The 22,737-nt window shown below is 61.7% G+C and carries 16 protein-coding genes; 4 read left to right on the top strand and 12 right to left on the bottom strand.

Translation table 11 applies throughout. From position 1 onward, the window contains the following. Positions 1-119: 119 nt before the first annotated feature. Positions 120-2,015 carry an ABC transporter ATP-binding protein gene (locus ACFPWW_RS17430; RefSeq protein ID WP_377312666.1) on the bottom strand — a complete coding sequence of 632 codons (1,896 nt, stop codon included), beginning with the start codon at positions 2,013-2,015 and terminating at the stop codon, positions 120-122. A 24-nt stretch (positions 2,016-2,039) separates the two neighbouring features. Further along, positions 2,040-3,848: an ABC transporter ATP-binding protein gene (locus tag ACFPWW_RS17425; protein ID WP_377312718.1), complete on the bottom strand. Its 1,809-nt coding sequence runs from the start codon at positions 3,846-3,848 to the stop codon at positions 2,040-2,042. A gap of 356 nt (positions 3,849-4,204) precedes the next feature. On the opposite strand from ACFPWW_RS17425, the gene ACFPWW_RS17420 reads away from it, so the two are divergent. From ACFPWW_RS17420 to ACFPWW_RS17410, 3 genes are all read left to right on the top strand, one after another. Next, positions 4,205-5,074: an aldose 1-epimerase family protein gene (locus ACFPWW_RS17420; protein ID WP_377312665.1), complete on the top strand. Its 870-nt coding sequence runs from the start codon at positions 4,205-4,207 to the stop codon at positions 5,072-5,074. Positions 5,075-5,347: 273 nt separating this feature from the next. Next, positions 5,348-6,754, top strand: a complete 1,407-nt coding sequence (locus ACFPWW_RS17415; protein ID WP_377312664.1) for an FAD/NAD(P)-binding protein — start codon at positions 5,348-5,350, stop codon at positions 6,752-6,754. Between the two features lie 75 nt (positions 6,755-6,829). Next, positions 6,830-8,755, top strand: coding sequence for a hybrid sensor histidine kinase/response regulator (locus tag ACFPWW_RS17410; RefSeq protein ID WP_377312663.1), 1,926 nt, complete (start codon positions 6,830-6,832; stop codon positions 8,753-8,755). Between the two features lie 69 nt (positions 8,756-8,824). Here ACFPWW_RS17410 and ACFPWW_RS17405 read toward each other — a convergent pair whose 3' ends face one another. Genes ACFPWW_RS17405 through cyoA form a run of 5 tightly spaced genes read right to left on the bottom strand, consistent with a single transcriptional unit; the run spans position 8,825 to position 13,811 of the window. After that, positions 8,825-9,583, bottom strand: coding sequence for an SURF1 family protein (locus ACFPWW_RS17405; RefSeq protein WP_377312662.1), 759 nt, complete (start codon positions 9,581-9,583; stop codon positions 8,825-8,827). Between the two features lie 43 nt (positions 9,584-9,626). Further along, the gene (cyoD, locus tag ACFPWW_RS17400; protein WP_112754075.1) at positions 9,627-10,028 is read right to left on the bottom strand and encodes a cytochrome o ubiquinol oxidase subunit IV; all 402 of its coding nucleotides are present in this window, start codon (positions 10,026-10,028) and stop codon (positions 9,627-9,629) included. Next, positions 10,025-10,645 carry a cytochrome o ubiquinol oxidase subunit III gene (gene cyoC, locus ACFPWW_RS17395; RefSeq protein WP_112570530.1) on the bottom strand — a complete coding sequence of 207 codons (621 nt, stop codon included), beginning with the start codon at positions 10,643-10,645 and terminating at the stop codon, positions 10,025-10,027. The genes cyoD and cyoC overlap by 4 nt, the downstream gene beginning before the upstream one ends. A gap of 6 nt (positions 10,646-10,651) precedes the next feature. Continuing rightward, positions 10,652-12,655, bottom strand: a complete 2,004-nt coding sequence (cyoB, locus tag ACFPWW_RS17390; protein WP_377312661.1) for a cytochrome o ubiquinol oxidase subunit I — start codon at positions 12,653-12,655, stop codon at positions 10,652-10,654. Positions 12,656-12,704: 49 nt separating this feature from the next. Continuing rightward, positions 12,705-13,811 (bottom strand): ubiquinol oxidase subunit II, encoded by a 1,107-nt coding sequence (gene cyoA / locus ACFPWW_RS17385; protein ID WP_112570526.1) that lies wholly within the window; start codon positions 13,809-13,811, stop codon positions 12,705-12,707. Between the two features lie 376 nt (positions 13,812-14,187). Between cyoA and ACFPWW_RS17380 the strand changes: the two genes are divergently transcribed. Then, the gene (locus ACFPWW_RS17380) at positions 14,188-15,519 is read left to right on the top strand and encodes an MFS transporter (protein WP_112570524.1); all 1,332 of its coding nucleotides are present in this window, start codon (positions 14,188-14,190) and stop codon (positions 15,517-15,519) included. A 71-nt stretch (positions 15,520-15,590) separates the two neighbouring features. Here ACFPWW_RS17380 and ACFPWW_RS17375 read toward each other — a convergent pair whose 3' ends face one another. The 5 genes from ACFPWW_RS17375 to ACFPWW_RS17355 all read right to left on the bottom strand — a co-directional run bounded on the left by ACFPWW_RS17375 (position 15,591) and on the right by ACFPWW_RS17355 (position 22,661). Then, on the bottom strand, positions 15,591-16,058 hold the full coding sequence (locus ACFPWW_RS17375) for a cyclic nucleotide-binding domain-containing protein (RefSeq protein ID WP_025669918.1): 468 nt from the start codon (positions 16,056-16,058) through the stop codon (positions 15,591-15,593). 96 nt (positions 16,059-16,154) lie between these two features. After that, positions 16,155-18,869 carry an ABC transporter transmembrane domain-containing protein gene (locus ACFPWW_RS17370; RefSeq protein WP_112703381.1) on the bottom strand — a complete coding sequence of 905 codons (2,715 nt, stop codon included), beginning with the start codon at positions 18,867-18,869 and terminating at the stop codon, positions 16,155-16,157. A gap of 194 nt (positions 18,870-19,063) precedes the next feature. Beyond that, positions 19,064-20,197: a glycosyltransferase family protein gene (locus ACFPWW_RS17365; RefSeq protein ID WP_377312659.1), complete on the bottom strand. Its 1,134-nt coding sequence runs from the start codon at positions 20,195-20,197 to the stop codon at positions 19,064-19,066. Continuing rightward, positions 20,194-21,441 (bottom strand): glycosyltransferase family 4 protein, encoded by a 1,248-nt coding sequence (locus ACFPWW_RS17360; RefSeq protein WP_377312657.1) that lies wholly within the window; start codon positions 21,439-21,441, stop codon positions 20,194-20,196. Before ACFPWW_RS17360 ends, ACFPWW_RS17365 begins: the two co-directional genes overlap by 4 nt. Positions 21,442-21,452: 11 nt before the next feature. Further along, positions 21,453-22,661: a glycosyltransferase family protein gene (locus ACFPWW_RS17355; protein ID WP_112570518.1), complete on the bottom strand. Its 1,209-nt coding sequence runs from the start codon at positions 22,659-22,661 to the stop codon at positions 21,453-21,455. Positions 22,662-22,737 lie beyond the last annotated feature (76 nt).

Genomic DNA, 22,737 nt, shown 5'->3' with positions numbered 1-22,737 from the left:
ATCTTGCGCCTTTTGAGGCAAGGCAGCTCAAAAGGCGGCGGCGAGGGTTCCATTTTGCGCGTTTTTACAGCGGAAAAGCGAAATTCGTCGTGGACTATGCGCAACGGCAACCGAGGGTGTCAGGTCGCCGATTCCGTCACCGTCTCTTCCCGCACGTCCTCGGGAATATCGTCGAAGGACGCGTAGTTGAGGTTATAGAGCTTCGAATAGAGCTTGCCGTTTTTCATCAGCTGCTGGTGATTGCCGCTTTCGACGATCTCGCCATTCTGCAGCACGATGATGCGATCGGCTTCGCGGATCGTCGCCAGCCGGTGGGCGATGACGAGGCCGGTGCGGTTTTCGAGCAGCTTCACCAGCGCCTTCTGGATCAGCATCTCGGTATAGCTGTCGATATTGGCGGTTGCTTCGTCGAGGACGAGGATCTTGGCGTCCGCCACCAGAGCCCGGGCGAAGGAGAGAAGCTGGCGCTGGCCGAGCGAAAGATTGCCGCCACGCTCACCAAGCATGCTGTCATAGGCTTGGGGCAGACGCATGATGAAATCATGCGCGCCGACCGCCTTGGCGGCTTCGATCACCTGTTCGCGCGTGGCCTCCGTCTTGTGGTAGCGGATGTTTTCGAAGACGGTGCCGGTGAAGAGGAAAGGTTCCTGCAGCACCATGGCGATCTGCTGGCCGAGAGAATCCTGCGTGAGTTCGCGCACGTCATGGCCGCCGACCATGACCTGTCCCTGCTGCACTTCGTAGAAGCGGTGGATCAGCGACATGCAGCTCGATTTGCCCGAGCCGGTCGGGCCGACAAGGGCGACCGTCTCGCCCGGATTGACCCGGAAGCTCACATGCTTGAGCACCGGATGCTTGGGATTGTAGCCGAACACGACATCGCGGAATTCGACGGAGCCGTCCATGTCGGGTGACAATATCTTGGCATCCGGAGCATCCTGGATTTCGACCGGCACGTCGAGCACGTCGGTCAGCCGCTGGCCGGACGCCATGGCGCGCTGCATGACCGAATATTGCAGCGTCAGCGAGCGGATAGGGTCGAAGAAGCGCTGGATGTAGAAGAGGAAGGCGACGAGAACGCCGACGTCCAGCGCCTGGTTCAGCACACGCGCGCCGCCGACAACGATGACGAGCGCCATGGCGATACCGGTCAGCGTATCGACGATCGGCACCATGATCTGCGCGTAGCGCGCTGCCGTCAGATGCGTCAGCAGGTTGGCATGCGCCTTGTCGTCGTAGAGCGTGAAGTTGACCTCCTGCCGGTCCATGCTCTGGACGGCGCGCACGCCGTGGATCGCTTCGGCAAGCGCGCCGTTTGCCACCGAATTCGTCTCATGGGCGGCCATGAAGGACTTGCGGGCAAGCGGCAGCCAGAACAGGCGCACCACGAAGAGCACCGGCAGCACGGAAAGCGTCAGCAAACCGAGCTTGAAGTCGAGATAAAGCATCACGAAGACGATGCCGAAGAGCAGGAAGATATCGCCCACCGACAGCACGCAGGTTTCCAGGAATTCCTGCATCGAGTTGACGTCGCCCTGCAGGCGCGACATCAGCCGGCCGACCTCGGTCTTGTCCATGAAGGAGAGCGAAACGCGCTGGAGATGTGAGAACATCGCCTTGCGGATATCGAAGAGCACGTTTTCCGCCACACCGCCGACCAGCGTTTCCTGCCAGTAGCTGGCGCCATAGTTGATGAGGATGGCGACGAGGAAGGCGAGGATCGCCCAGGTCAGTGCCGAGCCGCTCTCGTTCGCCTGCATGCCATGGTCGATGGCGTAGCGGATGATCAGCGGAATGAGAAGCTGCATGCCGGTAAAGACCAGAACCGAGATCACCGACAGGATGACGTCGCGCCGGTAGGGATGCACGAAGGCCCAGATGCGCTTGACGATGTTGGAATCGAAGACCTTGCCGAAGATCTCTTCTTCGACGCGCTGCGATCCGACGACTGCCCTCGGCGGGCGTCTGCCATCCTCGCGAACGTCCGGACGCTCGGTTTCCAGTTCCTCGGCCATCGTGTTTCCTCCTGCGCCGGTTTCTTACGCGCTCAAAGCGTCGTCGCCCGGTCGCACCTGCAAATCGTAAAGCGCCTTGTATCGCCCGCCGAGCGCCAGCAGCGCCTCATGCGTGCCCTGTTCGACGATGCGGCCGTCCTCGATGAAGAAGATCTTGTCGGCATGCATCAGCGAGCTCAGGCGGTGGGCGACGATGATCGTCACGCGATCGGCGGCATAGCGGCGCATGGCGCTGCGGATGCGCTGCTCGGTCGCCGCGTCGATCGCCGCCGTCGAATCGTCGAAGACCATGACGGCGGGCTTGAGCATCAGCGCGCGGGCGATCGAAAGCCTCTGGCGCTGGCCGCCCGAAAGCGAGACGCCGCGTTCGCCGACGACCGTGCCGTAGCCGGTCGGCAGGCCGAGAACGTAGTTATGGAGCTGCGCGCTTTCGCTGGCGCGTTCGATGCGGCTTTCCTTGGCCCAGGGATCGCCATAGGCGATGTTGTTTTCGATCGTCGTGGTGAACAGGAAGGAATCCTGCTGCACGACGGCAACGGAGCGGCGCAGCGACTGCAGCGTCGTCTTGCGGATATCCTGCCCGTCAATGGTGATCCTGCCCGCCGTTGCATCGTAGAATCTCGGGATCAGGTGCGCGAGCGTCGACTTGCCGCTGCCGGGGGGGCCGACGATGCCGATCGTCTCGCCGCGCTTTGCCTCGAAGCTGATGTCGTGCAGGACCTCGTGCATCGGGGAGGCCGGATAGGCGAAGCTGACATTCTCGAAGCGAAGCGTGCCGTCCGTGATCGTCAATTCCTTGGCATCGGGTGCGTCGCGCACGGCGATTTCAAGGTCCAGCAGTTCGAAGAGGCGTGTGCCGCAGGTCGAGGCGCGGGCAAAGGCGTTGACCATCAGACCGAGCTGGCGCACGGGCATCTGCAGAATGGTCATGAAGGTCAGGAACGAGGCGAGCGTACCGACGGTGATCTCGCCGGAATGCACTTTGCCGCCGCCGACCCATAGAACCAGACCCATCGCCGCGAAGAAGGAGAAGGTCATGGCGCTGGTGTTGACGACGCGGATGCCGACGCGCTGATGGGCAAGCTCCAGCGCATTCTTCGAGGCCGCTTCGAATTTCGAAAGCTCGTGTTCCTGCGCGGCGAAGGCGCGGACGACACGAATGCCGCCGAGGTTTTCCTCCATGATGCGCGTCAGCACCGACAGCCGCTGCTGCAGGTCGAGCCATGTGGCGCGCAGGCGAAGCTGCGTGACCGAAGAGCGCCAGCCGACGAAAGGTACGAAGGAGAGCGCCAGCAGGCCGAGCACGACATCCGTCGACAGCAGCATATAGGCGCCGATACCGATCAGCATGGAAAGCAGGAAGACGCGCACGAGTGCGGTCGAAAAATACATGCGCACCCCTTCCAGATCGAGCAGGCCGACGGTGATGAGGTCGCCCGAATGCACGCTGTCGTGGAAGGAAAAGGAAAGGCGCTGGATCTTTTCGTAGCACGCAAGGCGCAATTCGTAGCCCATATGGTGGCCGACCGCCTCGCTGTAATAGTTCTGGATCATCGTGAAGATGCCGCGCAGGATGCTGGCGCCCAAAAGCAGCAGCGCCGTCGTCAGGAGCGCATCCTGCGCCTGCTGGCCGATCGTGCCGCCATGCAGCGCCACCTGCGTATGGTCGACCGCCTGGCCGAGCAGGCGAGGGATCAGGAGCTGGAAGGTGGAGGCGATCAGCGTCGCGCTGATGGCGAGGCCTGCCTGCCAGGGATGGCGGAAGGCCATGACGGTGATGCGGAACAGCGTAAAGAGGCCCTTGCCCCACCCTGCCGCGGTTGCAAGCGCCATCGAAGCCGAAGGCTTCGTCGCGCGTATGGACGCATCGCTGCTCACGGTATTTTTTCCAATAGATGTGTGCTCGGACCAAGTGGCCCGGAAAGACGGCAAATCCATGAAGGGATTGATAGCGCACCCACATTTGCCGATTCCGGCAGGGGGTTCAAGTAAAGAATTCACCAGTCGGTTATTTTTACGTGAGCCTTCCTCGCTTTGGACGGTAGCGTTACCGTACGCGGCCGCCGCCCACACGCAGGAGGCGTATTTTTCTGCCTGAAAACGAAAGCCCCGCAGCGGCGCGTCGCCAGTGGAAATCCGCGTCCGGCGCATGTATGGTCCCCTCGCCAACCAGCAGAAGAGGGCGTTCGATGTCATCCACGGTCCGGATTGCAAATCAGTTTCTCACTGTCGACGTTTCCTCGCTCGGCGCCGAGATGCAGGCGCTGACGTCGAACGACGGGCGCTCCTGGGTCTGGAACGGCGATGCCGCCTTTTGGACCGGCCGTTCGCCGATCCTGTTTCCGATGGTCGGCAAGGCGCCGAACGACACGTTGAAGGTCGGCGGCCACAGCGCGCCGATGGCCCAGCACGGTTTTGCCCGCCGCAGCGAATTCGTCCTGGCGTCCTCTTCAGAAACAAGCTGCCGCTACGAGCTTGCCGCATCCGAAACGACGAAGGCGGTCTACCCCTTCGATTTTCTGCTGGCGGTTATCCATAGCGTCGAAGGCCGGGCTCTGACCGTTGCCGCCGAAGTCACCAACCGCGACATCAGGCCGATGCCTTTCGGCCTCGGCTTCCATTCCGCTTTCCTCTGGCCGCTGCCGGGCGCTGCAGACAAGCCGCACAGCGTCACGCTCGACAACGGCGCCGAGCCGGCGCTCGTGCGGCTGGAAGGCGGCCTGATCTCGCCGAAGAAGCTGGCATCGCCCTTCAAGGCGGGCAGCCTGGTGCTTGACCATTCGATGTTCGAGCAGGATGCGATGATCTTCCCGGAAGGTGCCGGCCCCGGCTTGCGTTATGGGGCCGAAGGCGGCCCAGCCATACATTTCAGCTTCGAGAACCTGCCCAATCTGGCGCTCTGGACCAGGCCCGGTGCGCCCTTCCTCTGTGTCGAACCCTGGCACGGAACGGCTGCCGAAAACGGCGGTCCGGACGATCTGGAGGGCCGCCCCTATACGAAGGTGCTTGCCCCGGGGGAAACGGCGCGCTTTTCCTTCACCGTCGAGATTCTCGCATAGGCCGGATTCGTTTTCCGTTTTGAATCAGCGCGTTGAGCGGGTGGCAAAATAAACTTCTTGCCACCTCCTGTTTTTCGCGCTTTCATACACGACTAGTTTAATAGACTATGGGCTGGAACGAGAGTGCCCCTTCCAGCCAACGGTTCCGGACGGAACCCGATTTAGTGGCGAACGTTTTGCGTGGCCGCGTGAACCTGCCCAACGCATGGCCTCAGACGTCCTGCGTTGAAACCTCGATCGAGACACATGCGGATGAGCCGCAAGGGAGTTGAGATGACGGTTCAGGGACTCTTTTCCGGGAAGGCGAATGCGGCCGCGCAGATTTCCGCCGTGCCGCGCATTGCAATCGTTGGTCGTGGCTTTTCCGGCATGATGATGGCGGTGGCGCTGATGCGCACGGTGCGTGCGCCGTTCCACCTCCAGCTTTTCGATCCGAACTCCACGGTCAATGGTGGCCAGGCATTGGCGTCGGCACGGTCCTCGACCATTCTCAATACGCGTGTGCGCGACCTTTCCGTTTCGCTCGGCGATCCCGACGATTTCAACGACTGGCTCTGTAGCAACGCCGAATTCCGCGCCGCCGTGCCGGCCGCAATCCCGGGCTTCCGGCAGATCTTCGTCCCCCGGGAAATCTTCAGCGACTACGTCTACCAGCGCTTTTCCGAAGCGCTTGCCGCCCGCCGGGACATCACCGTGCAGGTCTGTCATGATCCGGTCGTCGCAATCCGCAGGAGCCACGGCAGCCGGTTCCTGCTTGAGAGCGCCAATCCGTCCAATCCGCTTTTCGACACCGTGATCCTGGCGACCGGCTACGGCTTGCCTCGACCCGAGGCCGAGGAGCAGGAGATCCCGCCGGTCAGGGCGCAGCGCCTCGTCGCCCGGCCGCATACGGTGCTGCTCGGCAGCGGCATCCGCGTCGTGGACCAGCTGCTGCAGCTTCGCGACGCCGGTTATGCCGGACAGGTAACGATCGTTTCGCGGCACGGTTTCCTGCCGCAGAGTCACACGCCGAATTCCGCCGATCCGGTCTTCCCCGCCGAAGCGCTGCCGCAGAGCCTGCCCGAGATCGTCAGGTTCATCCGCCAGGCCTGCCGCGAGGCGGAAGAGGAGGGGCGAAGCTGGCAGTCGGTCATGAACGGTCTTCGCAGGCACGCCCGTTCGCTCTGGCGGTCGCTGCCCGCCCGCGAGAAGCGTCAATTCAACCGGCATCTGCGGGCGATCTATGACAGTCATCGCAACCGCCTGCCGGAAACCATGTATCTGCGCCTCAAGCGGGAACTTGCCGAGGGCCGTACGGTGCTCAGGCGCGGCCGCGCCGGGCGCAGGGGTTTGAGCGGCCTGTTCTTCACGCCCGCCGGTTCGTCGGGCGAGGAGGTCATCCACGCCGAACGCATCATCGATTGCCGCTGCCACGCGCCTGATCTATCGGCCCCTTTGATTCAGAGCTTGATTGCGGCACGTCTCGCCATGCCTGACGAGCTTGCGCTTGGGCTGGCGGTCAACGCCCGGGGCGAACCGTTCCTGGACGACGGTTCGGCAATCGACGGGCTTTTTGCGGTCGGGCCGCTCGGCCTCGGCAGCCTGCCCGACATCGATCTCGTGCCTGAGATCGTCACGCAGGCCTATGCGGCGGCGGAACGGATCGCGGAACGCTTCTATCCGCAGAGCAAGGCCGTCTGAGGAAATTCCCGGCCGTTCTGGAACCATCGGCGCGAGCCGGCGTTATATTGCGCTGGTAAATCGTTTGAGGGGCAGATGGAAGCCGTGGATCGATATGATACGTCTCTTCGGGACGAGGGGCGTTTCCGGGTGCTCGTCGATGCCGTTGCCGACCATGCGATCTATATGCTGAGCCCTGAAGGTCATGTGGCGAGCTGGAACCCCGGCGCCCAGCGTTTCAAAGGGTATCGCGCTTCCGAAATCCTCGGCAAGCATTTCTCCTGTTTCTATCTCGAGGCCGACAGGGAAGCCGGTCTGCCCGCGCGGGCGCTTGCAATTGCCGCGACGGAAGGACGCTTCGAGGGGCAGGGCTGGTGCCAGCGCAAGGACGGTACGCGCTTCTGGGCACATGTCATCATCGATCCGATCCGTCATACGTCCGGCGAGCTGATCGGCTTTGCCAAGATCACTCGCGACCTGACGGAACGCAGGGCGGCGGAGAATGCGCTGAAGCGCAGGGAAGAGCAGTTTCGTCTTCTCGTTCAGGGCGTCTCCGACTATGCGATCTACATGCTCGACCCGGAAGGCAATGTGGCGAGCTGGAATTCCGGTGCCGAACGCATCAAGGGTTACAGCTCGCAAGAGATTATCGGCCGGCATTTCTCCACGTTCTACACCGATGAGGACCGTCTTGGCGGATTGCCTGAGCGTGCGCTGGCCACTGCCAGCCGCGACGGACGGTTCGAAAAGGAAGGTTGGCGTGTGCGCAAGGACGGTTCACGCTTCTGGGCAAGCGTCGTGATTGACGCGATCAGGGACGATTTCGGCGAGATCATCGGCTTTGCCAAGATTACCCGCGACATTACCGAGAAGCTGGAAACGCAGCGTGCGCTGGAGCGAACCCGCGAAGAGCTTTTCCAGGCGCAGAAGATGGAGGCGATCGGCCAACTGACCGGCGGGATCGCGCACGATTTCAACAATCTGCTGATGGCGGTGCTGGGCAGTCTCGAAATCCTCAAGAAGCGCATGCCGCAGGATCCCGCTCTGTCGCCGCTTGTCGACAATGCCATGCTCGGGGCGCAGCGCGGCGCGGCGCTCACCCAGCGCATGCTCGCCTTTTCCCGCCGTCAGGAACTGCAGGTGGAAAGGATCGATGTTTCCGATCTTCTGCGCGGCATGATGGACATGGTCTCGCGGTCGCTTGGCCCGATCGCGACGCTTGAAACCGAGTTTCCCGAGAACCTGCCCATGATCGCGACCGACCCGAACCAGCTGGAAACGGCGGTTCTCAACCTTGTCGTCAATGCCCGCGACGCCATGCCTGGCGGCGGGCTTATCAGGATCAAAGCCTCCGAAGAGATGGTGCCTGACGGCAGCACCTTGCCGGCCGGCCATTACGTGCGCGTCGCCGTCGCCGACGAGGGCGAAGGCATGGACGAAGAGACGCTGAAGCAAGCGGCGACCCCATTCTTCACGACCAAGGGCGTCGGCAAGGGAACCGGCCTCGGCCTTTCCATGGTGCAGGGTCTCGCCGGCCAGTCCGGCGGCAGGCTCGTGCTCAAGAGCCGGCTTGGGCAAGGCACCACCGCCGAGCTGTGGTTTCCGGTCACGCAGGCCGAAAAACCGGCCGAACCGCCGGACCCGCCTATGCCCGAACCCGTCACCGGCCTGCGGCCGTTGCGCATCCTTGCCGTCGATGACGACGGACTGGTTCTGATGAACACGGCGCTGATGCTGGAAGATCTCGGCCATACCGTGTTCGAGGCGACAGCCGGCGCCGATGCGCTCGACATCCTCCGCCGGGAAAAGGTCGATCTCGTTATCTCCGACCACGCCATGCCCCGCATGACCGGCTCCCAGCTTGCAGCCGCGATCCGCAGCGAATGGCCGGACATACCGATCATCCTGGCGACCGGCTTTGCCGAGATTCCGGAAGGCGCCGATATCATCGACGTACCGCGGCTCGGCAAACCCTTTTCGCAAGTCCAGCTTGCCGAAGCGATTGGCCGGGTCGTGGTTTGACGCCTGTCCCGGCAACAGGGTGCGGTTTGAGATTGTGATCAATGGCGGGGCCGGGGGCGCCGCGACCGCTTACCGTCCCCGGCGCGCCTTGACCTCGTTTCTCACAATATAGGCGAGCAGCCCTGCCACCATGATTGCCAGCACATACCAGGTGATCGCATAGACGAGGTGGTTGTTCGGGAAGTCCAGGACCGTCAGCCCGCCCACAGGCAGGCCGCCGGCATTGGCGGTCGCGTCCGCGTCGATGAAGAAGGGCGCGGCCTCCGCAATTCCGCGCTTGCCGGCAATGGCTGCGACATCGCGCGAATACCAACGGTCGGCAGCCGGATCGTTGGAGCGCAGCAGCATGCCCTTCGGCTCGCTCATGCGCATCAGCCCGGTGACATTGGCCGCTCCGACGATTTCGCTGTCCGGTCGCGAGGCCGGGTCGCGGCGGTCTGGCGGCACGAAGCCACGGTTGACGAGGATCGCGCTGCCGTCCGCGAGCCGGAGCGGCGTCAGCACCCAATAACCGGCGCCAAGCGCCGTCGATGCCGTGACCAGCGTTTCCTTGTCGTTTTCGAACGTGCCGGATGCCGTCACCCGCCGGTATTCGTCATCGGCGGCGTTGACCTTGCTCCAGTCCGCCTGCGCGGGCGGAGCGACGGGTTCGGCGTGGACGCGCGCATCGACGCGGGCGATCAGATCGAGCTTCCAGGAAAGACGATGGACCTGCCACGTGCCGAGGGCAATCAGCAGGGCGACGAGCGCCAGCAGGCCAAGGCCGAGGATGGCAAGTGTGACGGCCGAACGCGGCTTGTCCTGTTGCTCGGAAGAGGTGTCGGTCATGGAACCGTAACGGGCGGCGTCGCCGCCGCCCGTCCTTTTGCCGTTACGGCATGTTCTTCATCATTTCGGGGCTCATCGGCATCATGTTCGTATTCAGATGATACATGACCCAGAGCGAGCCCGAGAGCGCGATCGCCACGATGATGATCGTGAAGATCAGCGCCATGATCGTCCAGCCGCCTTCCGACTTCGTGTTCATGTGCAGGAAGTAGATCATGTGGACGACGATCTGCACGGCGCCGAGCGCCATGACCACGATGGCGGTGGCGGTCGGGCTTGCGAACACGTCTGCCATGACCAGCCAGAAGGGAATGGCAGTCAGGATGACCGACAGGACAAAGCCCGTCATGTAGCTCTTGAACGTGCCGTGGCCGGCCTGATGCCCGTGGCTGTGGCCGTGGTGAGCCTCGTGGGCATCCTCATGTGCGGGTGCTTGCGAACTCATCCAAGAACTCCCATCAGGTATACGAAGGAAAAGACGCCGATCCAGACGACGTCGAGGAAGTGCCAGAACATCGAAAGGCACATCAGGCGGCGGCGGTTGGCCTCGATCAGGCCGTGCATGGACACCTGCACCATCAGCGTGACCAGCCAGATGATGCCGAAGGTCACGTGCAGACCGTGCGTGCCGACCAGCGTGAAGAAGGACGACAGGAAGGCGCTGCGCTGCGGGCCGGCACCCTCGCGGATAAGGTGGACGAACTCGTAGAGTTCGAGGCCGATGAAGGCCGCGCCGAAGAGGCCGGTGATCGCCAGCCAGAACAGCGTTTCCGCCTTTGCGTTCCGTTCCATCTGCAGCATCGCAAAACCATAGGTGATGGAAGAGAGCAGCAGCATCGAGGTGTTGATCGCCACCATCGGCAGATCGAAGAGATCGGCCGGCGACGGGCCTGCCGCATAGCTGCGACCGAGCACGGCATGGGTGGCAAAGAGCACCGAGAAGATCAGGCAGTCGCTCATCAGATAGAGCCAGAAGCCGAGATTGGTGCTGTTCTCGGGGTGATGATCTTCCGTGAGATAGAATTCAGGCTTTTCGGCCGTGTCGATAGAATGATCGCTCATGGTCTCTTACACCTGCTCGGCAAGAAGCTTGGTGCGCTTGCCTTCCGTTTCGGTGACTTCATCGGCGGGGATGTAGAAGTCGCGCTTGTAGTTGAACGTATGGCCGATCGCCACGACGAACATGGCGACGGCGGAGAGAACGACCAGCCACCACATGTACCAGATCAGGCCGAAGGCGAGTGCCACGCTGATGGCGGACAGGATCGCGCCTGTGCCCGTGTTCTTCGGCATATGGATCGGCTTGAAGCCGCCGAGCGGACGCTCGTAGCCGCGGTTCTTCATGTCGTACCAGCTGTCGTGATCGTGAACGACCGGCGTGAAGGCGAAGTTATAGTCCGGCGGCGGCGAAGACGTCGACCATTCCAGGGTGCGGCCGTCCCACGGATCGCCGCTGTCGTCGCGCAGTTCCTCGCGCTTGCGGAAGGAGACGACGATCTGGATCAGGAAGGAGGCAATGCCGATCGCGATCAGGCCGACGCCGAAAGCGGCGATGATGAACCAGATCTGCAGCGACGGATCGTCGAACTGGCTCATGCGGCGGGTGACACCCATCAGGCCGAGCACGTAGAGCGGCATGAAGGCGAACCAGAAGCCGATCTGCCAGAACCAGAAGCTCATCTTGCCCCAGAAGGGGTCGAGCTTGAAGCCGAAAGCCTTCGGGAACCAGTAGTTCACGCCGGCGAACATGCCGAAGAGAACGCCGCCGATGATCACGTTGTGGAAGTGGGCGATCAGGAACAGCGAGTTGTGCAGCACGAAGTCGGCCGGCGGGACGGCGAGCATGACGCCGGTCATGCCGCCGATGACGAAAGTCACCATGAAACCGACGGTCCACAGCATCGGCACTTCATAGCGGATACGGCCGCGATACATGGTGAAGAGCCAGTTGAACATCTTCGCCCCTGTCGGGATCGAGATGATCATCGTGGTGATGCCGAAGAAGGAGTTGACCGAAGCGCCCGAGCCCATCGTGAAGAAGTGGTGCAGCCACACGAGGTAGGACAGGATCATGATGACGCAGGTGGCGTAGACCATGGAGGCGTAGCCGAACAGGCGCTTGCCGGAGAAGGTCGCGACCACTTCCGAGAAGATGCCGAAGGCCGGCAGAACCAGGATGTAGACTTCCGGATGGCCCCAGATCCAGATGAGGTTGATATACATCATCGGATTGCCGCCGAGGTCGTTCGTGAAGAAGTTCGTGCCGGCGTAGCGGTCGAGCGACAGCAGGGCGAGGGTGGCCGTCAGGATCGGGAAGGACGCGACGATCAGGATGTTGGTGCAGAGCGCGGTCCAGGTGAAGACCGGCATCTTCATGAAGGTCATGCCCGGCGCGCGCATCTTCACGATGGTTGCGATCAGGTTGATGCCCGACAGCGTGGTGCCGACACCGGCGACCTGCAGGCCCCAGATATAATAGTCGACGCCGACATTCGGACTATACGCTATCCCCGACAGCGGCGGGTAGGCGAGCCAGCCGGTCTGGGCGAATTCGCCGATGAAGAGCGAAATCATGATGATGATCGCGCCTGCCGTCGTCATCCAGAACGAGAAATTGTTGAGGAACGGGAAGGAGACGTCGCGCGCGCCGATCTGCAGCGGCACCACGAAGTTCATGAGCCCGGTGACGAAGGGCATCGCCACGAAGAAGATCATGATGACGCCGTGGGCGGTGAAAATCTGGTCGTAATGGTGCGGCGGAAGGTAGCCTTCATTGCCGTTGAAGGCGATCGCCTGCTGCACGCGCATCAGGATGGCGTCGGAGAAGCCGCGCAACAGCATGATGACGGCAAGGATCACATACATGATGCCGATCTTCTTGTGATCGACGCTGCAGATCCAGTCACGCCAGAGCGGACCCCAGAAGTTGAAATAGGTGATGATGCCGAGCACCGCGATGGCGCCGATGACGACGCCGATGAAAGTCACGACCAGGATCGGCTCGTGATAGGGGATGGCGTCGAGGGTCAACCGGCCGAAGATGAACTTCAGGAGGTCAGGATTGGAAAACATGGAACAACCCGTTCATTATGTCTTGCGACGCAAAGCGCCAGGTTAATTGTTATTGCGGCTGCGCCGGCGCAGGATCGCCGCCATTGCTCATGCCGGGCATGGAATGGCCGTCATGCTGCATGTCCATTCCGGGCATGTTCTGCATGCTGTCGCCCTCGGTGCTTTGGGCAGGCTCGCTGCCTTCTTCCGCATGGCGGTTGTCGTAAGTCAGCTTTTCGCGGTTTTCTTCGCTTTCCTTGCCGCCGCCACCCATCATGTCGATGTGCATCATCTCGTTCATGCACATCTTGCCGGGCGTGGCACACATGTTGAGGATTGCGTCGTAAAGGTCGGCATCGGCGCTGGCATAATAGTGCACCGGCTCCTTCTCGCTCGGTTTTTCGAGCTTGAGATAGGCGTCGCGGCTCAGCATCGTGCCCCGCTGCTTGACCTGGGCTACCCAGGCATCGAAGCCCTGCTGGTTCAGGCCGTGGAACTTGAAGCGCATGTGCGAGAAGCCTTCGCCGCTGTAATTGGCGGAGAAGCCGTCATATTCGCCTTCCTTGTTGATGACGGCGTGCAGCTTCGTTTCCATGCCCGGCATGGCGTAGATCTGGCCGGCAAGCGCGGGGATGTAGAAGGAGTTCATCACCGAGGAGGCGGTGATCTTGAAATTGATCGGCACGTCGACCGGCGCTGCAAGCTCGTTGACGGTGGCAATGCCGAGGTCCGGATAGAAGAACAGCCATTTCCAGTCGAGCGCCACGACCTCCACGATCAGCGGCTTGGTATCCGCCGGAATGGCGCGGTCTGCGTCGATGCGGTCCAGCGGCCGGTAGGGATCAAGCTTATGCGTGGAAATCCACGTGACCGCGCCGAGCGCGATGATGATTGCAAGCGGCGCCGACCAGATCACGATTTCGAGACGGGTCGAATGGTGCCATTCCGGCGCGTAGGTCGCAGCCGTGTTGGAGCGCCGGTAGCGCCAGGCGAAAAATAACGTGAGGAAGATCACCGGAACGATGATCAGCAGCATCAGCACCGTCGAGACGATGATGAGGTCGCGCTGTTGGGCAGCAATATCACCCGAAGGCGACATGACCACCATGTTGCATCCTGCCAAAAAAAACAGCGGCAAGATTAATAGAAGGCGGGAAAACTTCGGCAGTTTTTGCACGTCTCTAAGCTCTTTTTGTTTCGTTCGATTGCCGACTAAAGCACTGGCACGAGCAGCGATATGAGGTCTTTGGTCGCAGTGCAACATGCATTTCGCACCGCGGGAGAAGTCAGCTTCCACGGCGCCCATAAAATCCTGATGAAAGAAAGAAGGAATTTTCCCGGCGCCGCCTCGTGTATAGCTGAAAAGCGAAGCTTTGCCCAATAAAACTCTGGAATAGGTTGGCATAGGTATCACGCGATTTTTCCGTCGCAGCGATTTTTGAGGATTCAGCGGCAACTATTTGCGCAATCAGGACTTGATAAGCTGCAAATATGGAACAAGATCAGCGTGAGGCGCTTTGCAAAAAGCACCTTAAACGAGGGAGGCGTTTCATATGGCTACTGTAGCCCATTTAGGACCATCATCATCATCGCTGGAACGGGATGCGCGGCGCATTCACGACGACAAGCCGGTTTCGCCCGGCAGCATCGCCGTCGGCGTGGTGATCGGTCGCATGTCGGAGTTTTTTGATTTCTTCGTTTACGGCCTCGCATCCGTACTTGTCTTTCCGCAGCTCGTCTTTCCCTTTGCGCCGGACCGGCTGACGGCCACGCTCTATTCTTTCGCCATTTTCTCGCTGGCCTTTCTCGCCCGTCCGGTCGGCTCCGTCGTCTTCATGACGATCGACCGTCTCTACGGGCGCGGCACCAAGCTCACCATTGCGCTTTTCCTGCTCGGCGGCTCGACGGCATCGATCGCCTTCCTGCCGGGCTATGACGAGATCGGCTACTGGTCGATTGCGCTATTGGCGCTGTTCCGGCTCGGCCAGGGCTTCGCGCTCGGCGGCGCCTGGGACGGACTTGCCTCGCTTCTGGCGCTCAACGCGCCGCCGAATCATCGCGGCTGGTATGCGATGATCCCGCAGCTTGGCGCGCCGATCGGTTTTGCGCTGGCGAGCATCCTGTTCGGCTATTTCGTGGCCAACCTGTCGTCGGAAGACTTCCTCTCCTGGGGCTGGCGCTATCCGTTCTTCGTCGCCTTCGCGATCAACGTCGTCGCGCTCTTTGCCCGTCTTCGGCTTGTGATGACCAAGGAATTCGGCACGCTGCTGGAACAGCACGAGCTTGAAGCAGCACCGATCCTCGACGTGCTGCGTGTTCATGGCCGCGATATCCTGATCGGCGCTTTCGTGCCGCTCGCAAGCTTTGCCATGTTCCACCTCGTCACCATCTTCCCGCTCGGCTGGATGAGCCTTTACGGCAACCAGCCGATCGGCGCCTTCATGGTGGTGCAGGTCATCGGCGCGATGGTCGGCTTTGTTGCCATCATTGCCTCGGGCGTGATCGCCGACCGCATCGGCCGGCGCAAGCAGCTTGCGATCTGCGCTGTGCTGATCGCGATCTTCAGCTTCATCGGCCCGTTCCTGATTGGCGCCGGCAATAGCGGTCATGACGCCTTCGTCATCATGGGCTTCGGTGTGCTCGGCCTTTCCTTCGGTCAGGCGACCGGCTCGATCTCGTCGCGCTTCGGCCGCGGCTATCGCTACACCGGTGCGGCTTTCACCTCAGACCTTGCCTGGTTGATCGGTGCCGGCTTCGCACCGCTGGTGGCCCTTAGCCTGTCAAGCCAGTTCGGCCTGACCTTCGTCGGCTACTACCTGCTCTCGGGCGCGATCTGCACGCTCGCGGCGCTTGCTTTCAACAGGGCGCTGGAACAGCGCGAATAGGGCACAGACAGGCACAACGAAAAGGCCCGCGCGGGGAGCCGGCGGGCCTTTTTGATATCAATTTTTGAATTTCACTGCGCCATCTGCGGCTGCTTGGCGGCGCGCGCAGCGGTCAGTTCGGCGGTCGTGTGGTTAAGACGGTCGGCGAGCACACGCATGATCTCCACGGCCATTTCAGGAAAGTCGCTCAGAAGCTTGAGGAAATGTTCCTTGCTGATACGCAGGACTTCGAGCGGCGAGGTGGCGCGCACAGTTGCGGTACGGGAAACGTCGCAGAGAATGGCGATTTCGCCGACGATGGAATTGACCTCGACATCGGCAACTTTGATCTCGCCAGCAGGCGAGGACACGATGATATCGGCCGTGCCAGACAGAACGACATAGGCCGCGTCGCCGACATCGCCCTGACGGAACAGGTTCTGGCCGGCATTGTAAGTCATTCGGTCGGAGGTGAAAGCCAAGAGCTTGAGTTTCGCTGGTGCGATCCTCGAGAAGATCGGCACCCGCCGCAGCATTTCGACTTCATCTCTCAACAGCATGAGTGTTACACCCCCTGCCGCATGGTCCTGGATCATGCGCTAAAAACCAACTCCAAGGCGCCTTGCGGGCGCCATCTCTGCCGCCCCAATAGAATATTACGATAACAGTTCCTTGAACATACCGTTTTTCTCGGAAAGTTCCGGATAGTTGCCCGCCTCGGCAAGATCGCCGCGATCGAAGAGCAGGATTCGATCGAAGATTTCCGCCAGCTTGGCGTTGGACAGAACCCAGATGATTGCCGGGCGCTTGCCTTCCTTGTGCAGGCCCTCGATGATGTTATGGGTGATCTGGTCCTGGATGCGCTGGTCGAGCGCCGGGATCGGCCTGTTGAAGATGAAATAGTCGGAGCGCTTGAGCAGCGCGCGGGCGAGATTGAGCTTCTGCCGCTGCACGCCCGTCAGGCGCTTGCCGCCGGAACCCACATCGAATTCCAGCCCGATCGACAGGACGTCGTCATAGAGATCGAGCGCATCGAACAGTTCCCCCATGATAAGGCGGATCCGGTCCGAGGCATCGGCCTGCTGATAGGCGATGCGGCCGAAGAGCACATTGTCCATCAGGCTTGCCGAGGCCGTGAAGCGGTTGACGTCGTAGCGCTCGATCAGTTCGGCGAGATCGTCGGGAATGTTCTCGTGGAACTGCTTGCGGGCAGCGACGATCTTGTCCATCAGCGTCTGGGTCAGGAGACCGAAACGGTGCCGCGGCTCGATATAGGCGAAGCTCAGCCGGATGATGCTTGCGCGGTCTTCCGGCGTGGCATCTTCGAAACGCTTGCCCTGCAGCTTCTGCAGCAGCGCCTGATAGGTCGGAATATCATCCGCCGTCATGAAGGTGAGCTGCTGGAAGAAAGGATGGTCCGGCGGCAGGTCGTGGAAGAGTTCCACTGCGTTCTCGGCGATTTCCAGGCCCATCGCATAGAGGTCTGTGCTCAGCCCCGTGTCGCGGAAGAGCTGCTGGAAATAGGGATGGCCGGCAAGCCGCCGGTTGTTCATCAGCGGCCGCTTCATCGTGCCGAACAGCAGGTTTTCGCCGACGGTCGCCTGCGTGTTGTACGAGTCGAAATCGAAGGGCACGACGATGGCATCGAGATTTTCGGCGGCAAGCCGTTCGCGCAGCGATGTCCTGAGTTCGACGATATGGCTGCCGAGCGCGGTATGAACCTCGGTATTGACGGTGGAGCGCAGCGCCAGATCCAGGATATCCTGCGACATCAGCACCGCATCGAGCACCGGCCGGATCGCTTTCAGCAGATCGTCGGGGCCGTTGGCGCCGGCAGCGTTATAGTCCACCCAGTCGCTGTTCAAATCGAGGATCGGATTGCCGGCCTTCTGCGATTCCGCGACATGCCACTTATATTCCTGCGCCGCCTTGCCGTCATATTCCGGCTCCTTCATCGGTGCATGTTTGAGACCGTAGAGCAGGTTGTCGCGCAGCGTCCCGTGGAAGAAATAGCTGTCGGCAGAGGCGTAGGAGATGCGCCGGCCGGTGATCGATTCCGGCAGGTCCAGCAGGTCCTGTCCATCGATCGTGATCCGGCCGGAATCCGGCCAGACGAGCCGGCCAAGCGCTTCGGCGAAGGCTTCCGCGCCGCTGCCGTTCGGCCCGACGATCGCGACCGTCTCGTTCGGTTTGATCTCGACCGAGACATGGTCGACGAGGCGCGCGCCGCTGTCGTCGCTGACGGAGAGGTTGGTGACGACGAAAGCGCTTGTCAGCGGGGCGACCGGTGCTGTCGCAAGTTCCTGAATGCGGCTGTCGATCAGCGGTTCGACGTTGAACTGCTCGTAGACCTGCGCATACTTGACCTGCACATCCTGGCGCATCTGGTCCCAGTCGATCAGCTCCTTCAGCGGGCCGGGCAGGTCCTTGTAGGCGGAAATGACGGCGACGAGCTGACCGATGTCGAGCCTGCCCTGCAGCGCCAGATAACCGCCGATCGCGTAAAACAGGAAGGGCGTCACCTGGGCAAGGAAGTTGTTGATGAACTTGACCAGGAACTTCCACTGATAAAGGTCGTAGCGGATCGAGAAGATACGGCCGAGGCGGGTCGCGATATCGGCGCGCTCGAAGTTGGACGTATCGTTGCCGTGGATCGTGCCGATGCCCTCGACGATCTCGCCGACACGTCCTGAAAGTTCGCGGGCGGTCAGCTGGCGCTGGCGGCCAAGTTCGAGCAGGCGTTTGCGCATGCGGGGGATGACCACCGCCTGTACGCCGACGATGGAGGCGGCGATCATGCCGAGCCAGAAATTCTGAACGATGATGAAGGCAAGCGCGGTAATCGCCTGGCCGCCGAGAAGGGCGGGCGAGACGAAGGCATCACCCGTGAAGCCGCCCATCGGCTCGACCTCGTCCTTGATCATGGTGGCGATCTCGGCGGACTTTACGCGCTTGAAATGGGCAGGCGGGAAGCGCAGCACGCGGTCGATGAGCTCGAAGCGAATGCGGCGCAGCATGCGTTCGCCGAGCCGGCCCTTATAGGTGTTGATGTAGAACTTGAAGAGGCCGTTCAGGACCACCAGCGCCAGGAAGACGAGGCTCAGCGCCATCAGCATCTGGAAGCGGTTGAGTTCCAGGCCCCTGAAGATTTCGACATGGCCGATGAGCGGGATGTCATAGGCAATGTGCATGAAGGTCTGTCTTGCGCCCGGTCCTTCGAAACCGTCGCCCTGAATAGGCCCGTTGACGATCTGCTTGGGCAGGTCGAAGGACAGGAAGTAGGGCACCATGGAGGCTGCGACGACCAGCAGGATCCAGAGCTGCTGCAGCCGCGTGTTCTTCCAGATGTAGCGGGCGAGGCTTTTTTCCATGGCTAACCGTCAGACTGTGGGAAAAGTCCGGACAGCGATCCTGGTGCCGGGCAAGGGGGAATCTCCAAGTACAGGACCATGCAGTCAGACCGCCGATATCGCAACGAAAACAAGGCGGAGCGGACTAATGTCGAAACGCCGATTCTCGCCGGAATTTTTCTTATATCACATGAATTTTAGAATAGGCGAGGGTTTCAGCCGATCATTGCGCGAATGATGGCTGCACTTTTTGCGGCACCGTCGAGATCCAGCGAAACGGCCGGACGCGGCGGCGCGGCAAGCGCCCGTTCGACCGCGGCCTTGACGGCGTCGAGCGTCAGCCCATCCTCCGGCAGGATTTCGGCAAGGCCGAGTGCCTGCAGCCGTTCGGCGCGCACGGTCTGTTCCGTCTCGCCGGCCGCCACGAAGGGGATAAGGATCGACCGGCATCGGGTGCGCAGGAGATCGCCCACCGTATTGTAGCCCGCCTGCGAGATCGACACTTTGGCGCCGCGCAAGAGCGAGGGAAAATCCTTGCGGAACCGCACCAGGGTGACATTGGCGGGCGCATTCTGCGACAATGCGGAAAAGTCGGCTCCGGGAAGGTTGGGGCCGGCAATCAGCAGCCAGCGAAGATCGGCAGGCAGCAGCGCGGCCGCATCGCGCGCGGCGCGCATCACGTCCAGACCGACGGCACCGCCGCCGGCCGAGGCGATGATGTCGAATGCTTCGGAAGGTTCCGGCGCCGGCGGCGGAGCAACGAGACCGGTATAGCGCAGCCGCTCGGCAATCTCGGCCGTCAGCGGAAAAGTATCCTCCAGGCGCACGAAGTCGGGATCGCCATGGATGAGCACCGCGTCGAAATGGTCCTTGACCAGCCTGACGGTTTCCTCGTCACGGCCAGGCTTGCGGTTTTCCTGCAGGATGTCGCGCACCGAACTCAGAAGCTTCGGCCGCGGATTGGCCTTTTCGATCGCATCGAGCAGGGGCAGCAGCTCGAAGCGCATCTGCCGGCGGCCGAAGGGGAAGGCCTCGATGATGACGACATCCGGTCTCGTTTCCTCGAAAGCCTTCAGAAGCAGGTCGCGGCGTCTGGAAAGAAACGCCTCGCCGGCCGCCTGACCTTGAGAGTCAGCAAGGCCGGAAAAGCCGACATTGCTGGCGACGACGGGGGGCAGTTCGATCGTTCTGACGCCTTCGCCCGGAAAGCCCGGCACAGGCAGGCCGCCGGTGACGACCGTCACGTCGAAACCGTCGCTCACCAAAGCGTTGGCGATGCGGCTGGCGCGCGCAATATGGCCGATGCCGAGCAGGTGCTGGACGTAGAAGAAGATGCGGGGAGCCGTCATGACGCCTTCTGCCATTCTGCCTCGAACAGGTCGCTCAACTGCCGGATGCTGGAGTGATAATCGAAATGGCCGCGCACGCGCTCTTCGGCTGCATCCCCCAGCCGCTTGCGCAGATCGGGATTGCGGATCGCCGTTTCGAGCGCTTCTGCCAGGGCTGCCGGATCTTCCGGCGGCACGACCAGGCCGTTCTCGCCATCGATCAACAGTTCCGGCACGCCGGAGACATTGGTGGAGAGGCAGACAAGCCGCTGGCTGGACGCTTCAACCAGCACATTCGGCAGTCCGTCGCGGTCGCCGTTGGCGGCGATGCGGCAGGCGAGCGCAAAGAGGTCGGCGCGGCGATAATGTTCAAGCACGTCTTCCTGCGCCAGCGCGCCCTTCCAGGCGATGCGCTCGCCAAGGCCGAGTTCAGCCGCGAGCTTCTTCAGCTTCGAAAGCTGCTCGCCGCCGCCAATATGGTCCATGCGCCAATTCAGTTCCTTCGGCAGCAGCGCAAGGGCGCGCAGCAATATGTCATAACCCTTCTTCTCCACCGCCCGGCCGACGCTGAGGATAAGGGCGGGATCGGCGGGGTCGCTGCCGTCGCGGTTCGAGCGTTTGCCCGCGAAATGGCCGAAGCGGGCAAGGTCGAGGCCATGATAGCTCAGATGCACCGCATCCTTGCGGCCGGTCAGCGATTTCATGTGCTCGTAGCCGTTTCGCGTGCAGGTCACGGCCCAGCGGGCGCTTGCGAGCTTCTGGCCGAGATCCCAGTCGGGCGAGGTCCAGATATCCTTGGCATGGGCCGAGCAGGTCCATGGCGTACCGGTCAGGATGCTCGCATATTCCGTCACCGAGGCCGGCGTATGGATGAAATGGGCATGCAGCCATTCGCCCTTGTCGGGCCATTCGCGCGCCAGCACCAGCGCCTGGCCGAGCCTGCGGAAACGGTTGCGGGAAATATCGCGCGGCAGATCGGCAAAGAAGCGCTTCATCAAGGCGCCGAAGCCCGGCTTCGAAAAACCGGCGAAAAGGCCCTTCAGCACGCGGATCGGCTCTTCGTGCAGATATTCCGGCAGGTAGACGACACGCGCCTTGATCTCGTCATGCACGGGATGACGCTTCTTGTCGGTCGGCCGGCGCATGGAAATCAACGTCAGGTCGAAGCCGGCCTTTTCAAGGCCGAGCAATTCCTGAGCGATGAAGGTTTCCGAAAGGCGGGGGTAGCCTTTCAGCACGACGAGGATCTTGCGGCGTGGCGGCAAAGGACGGCTCTTTATTCTGCGCCGACGAGAGACAGGTGGCGTCCGCGGCTATCCAGCCAGTCGCCGACGGTGCGGGAAATGTGATCAAGCCCTTCGAGATGCATGTTGCAGCCGCTCTTCGATGGCGGAAGCCGCGACGGGAGGCGCTTCAGCGATTCGGCCATCACGGCGGGATCGGCAGATTGTTCAGGCAGCAGCATATCGATGAGGCCAAGCTCGCTGGCGCGGCGGGCGCGCAGCAATTGCTCTTCGCGCGGCGCGACGCGCGGCACGATGAGCGCGGGTTTGTCGAAGGACAGGATCTCGCAATAGGTGTTGTAGCCGCCCATGGCGACGACGCCGGTCGCCCCGTCGATCAGTTCTTCCATATGATTGTCGAACTCGATCACTTCGATATAGGGGATCAACTCACCCTTCTTGACGAGTCTGGCGCGCTCTGCCGCCGGCATATAGGGGCCGAGCACAACCAGCGCCTTCTGCGTCAGCGTCGCGTCGGCTTCATAGGCGTTCATGACGTCGTGAACCAGATCCGAGCCGTCGCCGCCGCCGCCGGTCGTGACCAGGATATAGTCGTCCTTGCGCGCGTTGAGCGATTTCTTTCCCTTGGAAACGCTGCGCTGCAGGAAGCCGACGAAATCCATCTTGCGGCGAACGCCGGGCGGCACGTCGAGGCCGACAAGCGGATCGTAGAAATCCGGCGGTCCGTAGACCCAGATGCTGTCGTAATACTGGTCGATCTTCTGCATGACGCTGTTCTTCTTCCACTCGGCTTCGAGCAGATGCGGCGCGTCCATGATCTCTCGCAGGCCCAGAACCAGCGTGGTGCCCCGCGCCTTGAGATAGGCAAGCGTTTCTTCGACCTCGCCCTTCAGGCCCAATGGTTCCTTGTCGACGATGAAGATATCGGGCTCGAAGGTCTCGGCGGTGTGACGGATGCTCGACTCGCGCATCTTCAGCGTATCCTGAAGGTCGATGTGGCTGGCGAGCGACGTATATTCGCCGTTCCGAAGCTTGATGACGCTTGGGATCTTCACGAAATCGACTCGGGCACGGTAGTCGAAGGCGCCCGCAATCGTCGCGCCTGAAATGATCAGAATGTTCAGGCCGCGATAATCCTCGACGAGCGCATGGGCAATGGTCCGACAGCGGCGCAGATGGCCGAGGCCGAACGTATCGTGGCTATACATGAGGATGCGTGCATCTTCGAGACGTCTGGCCATGGGGGTGCCCTCTGAGGTGGACGACATAGTTCTACCACCCCCGCCGATCGGAGGCCATGAGGCGGCGGAGGCGACG

It is taken from the genome of Rhizobium sp. GCM10022189, assembly GCF_042656325.1.
Lineage (GTDB): Bacteria > Pseudomonadota > Alphaproteobacteria > Rhizobiales > Rhizobiaceae > Rhizobium.
Note: the sequence above shows the minus strand (reverse complement) of the source record. Positions and strands in the feature narration are given on the sequence as shown.

Bases quoted from the DNA above. Each gene is read 5' to 3' on its own strand.
- ACFPWW_RS17420 (WP_377312665.1), top strand. From the start codon at position 4,205: ATGTCATCCACGGTCCGGATTGCAAATCAGTTTCTCACTGTCGACGTT.
- ACFPWW_RS17410 (WP_377312663.1), top strand. From the start codon at position 6,830: ATGGAAGCCGTGGATCGATATGATACGTCTCTTCGGGACGAGGGGCGT.
- ACFPWW_RS17355 (WP_112570518.1), bottom strand. From the start codon at position 22,661: ATGGCCAGACGTCTCGAAGATGCACGCATCCTCATGTATAGCCACGAT.
- ACFPWW_RS17380 (WP_112570524.1), top strand. From the start codon at position 14,188: ATGGCTACTGTAGCCCATTTAGGACCATCATCATCATCGCTGGAACGG.
- ACFPWW_RS17430 (WP_377312666.1), bottom strand. From the start codon at position 2,015: ATGGCCGAGGAACTGGAAACCGAGCGTCCGGACGTTCGCGAGGATGGC.
- cyoB (WP_377312661.1), bottom strand. From the start codon at position 12,655: ATGTTTTCCAATCCTGACCTCCTGAAGTTCATCTTCGGCCGGTTGACC.
- ACFPWW_RS17415 (WP_377312664.1), top strand. From the start codon at position 5,348: ATGACGGTTCAGGGACTCTTTTCCGGGAAGGCGAATGCGGCCGCGCAG.
- ACFPWW_RS17405 (WP_377312662.1), bottom strand. From the start codon at position 9,583: ATGACCGACACCTCTTCCGAGCAACAGGACAAGCCGCGTTCGGCCGTC.
- ACFPWW_RS17375 (WP_025669918.1), bottom strand. From the start codon at position 16,058: ATGCTGTTGAGAGATGAAGTCGAAATGCTGCGGCGGGTGCCGATCTTC.
- ACFPWW_RS17365 (WP_377312659.1), bottom strand. From the start codon at position 20,197: ATGACGGCTCCCCGCATCTTCTTCTACGTCCAGCACCTGCTCGGCATC.
- ACFPWW_RS17370 (WP_112703381.1), bottom strand. From the start codon at position 18,869: ATGGAAAAAAGCCTCGCCCGCTACATCTGGAAGAACACGCGGCTGCAG.
- cyoD (WP_112754075.1), bottom strand. From the start codon at position 10,028: ATGAGTTCGCAAGCACCCGCACATGAGGATGCCCACGAGGCTCACCAC.
- cyoC (WP_112570530.1), bottom strand. From the start codon at position 10,645: ATGAGCGATCATTCTATCGACACGGCCGAAAAGCCTGAATTCTATCTC.
- ACFPWW_RS17425 (WP_377312718.1), bottom strand. From the start codon at position 3,848: ATGGCGCTTGCAACCGCGGCAGGGTGGGGCAAGGGCCTCTTTACGCTG.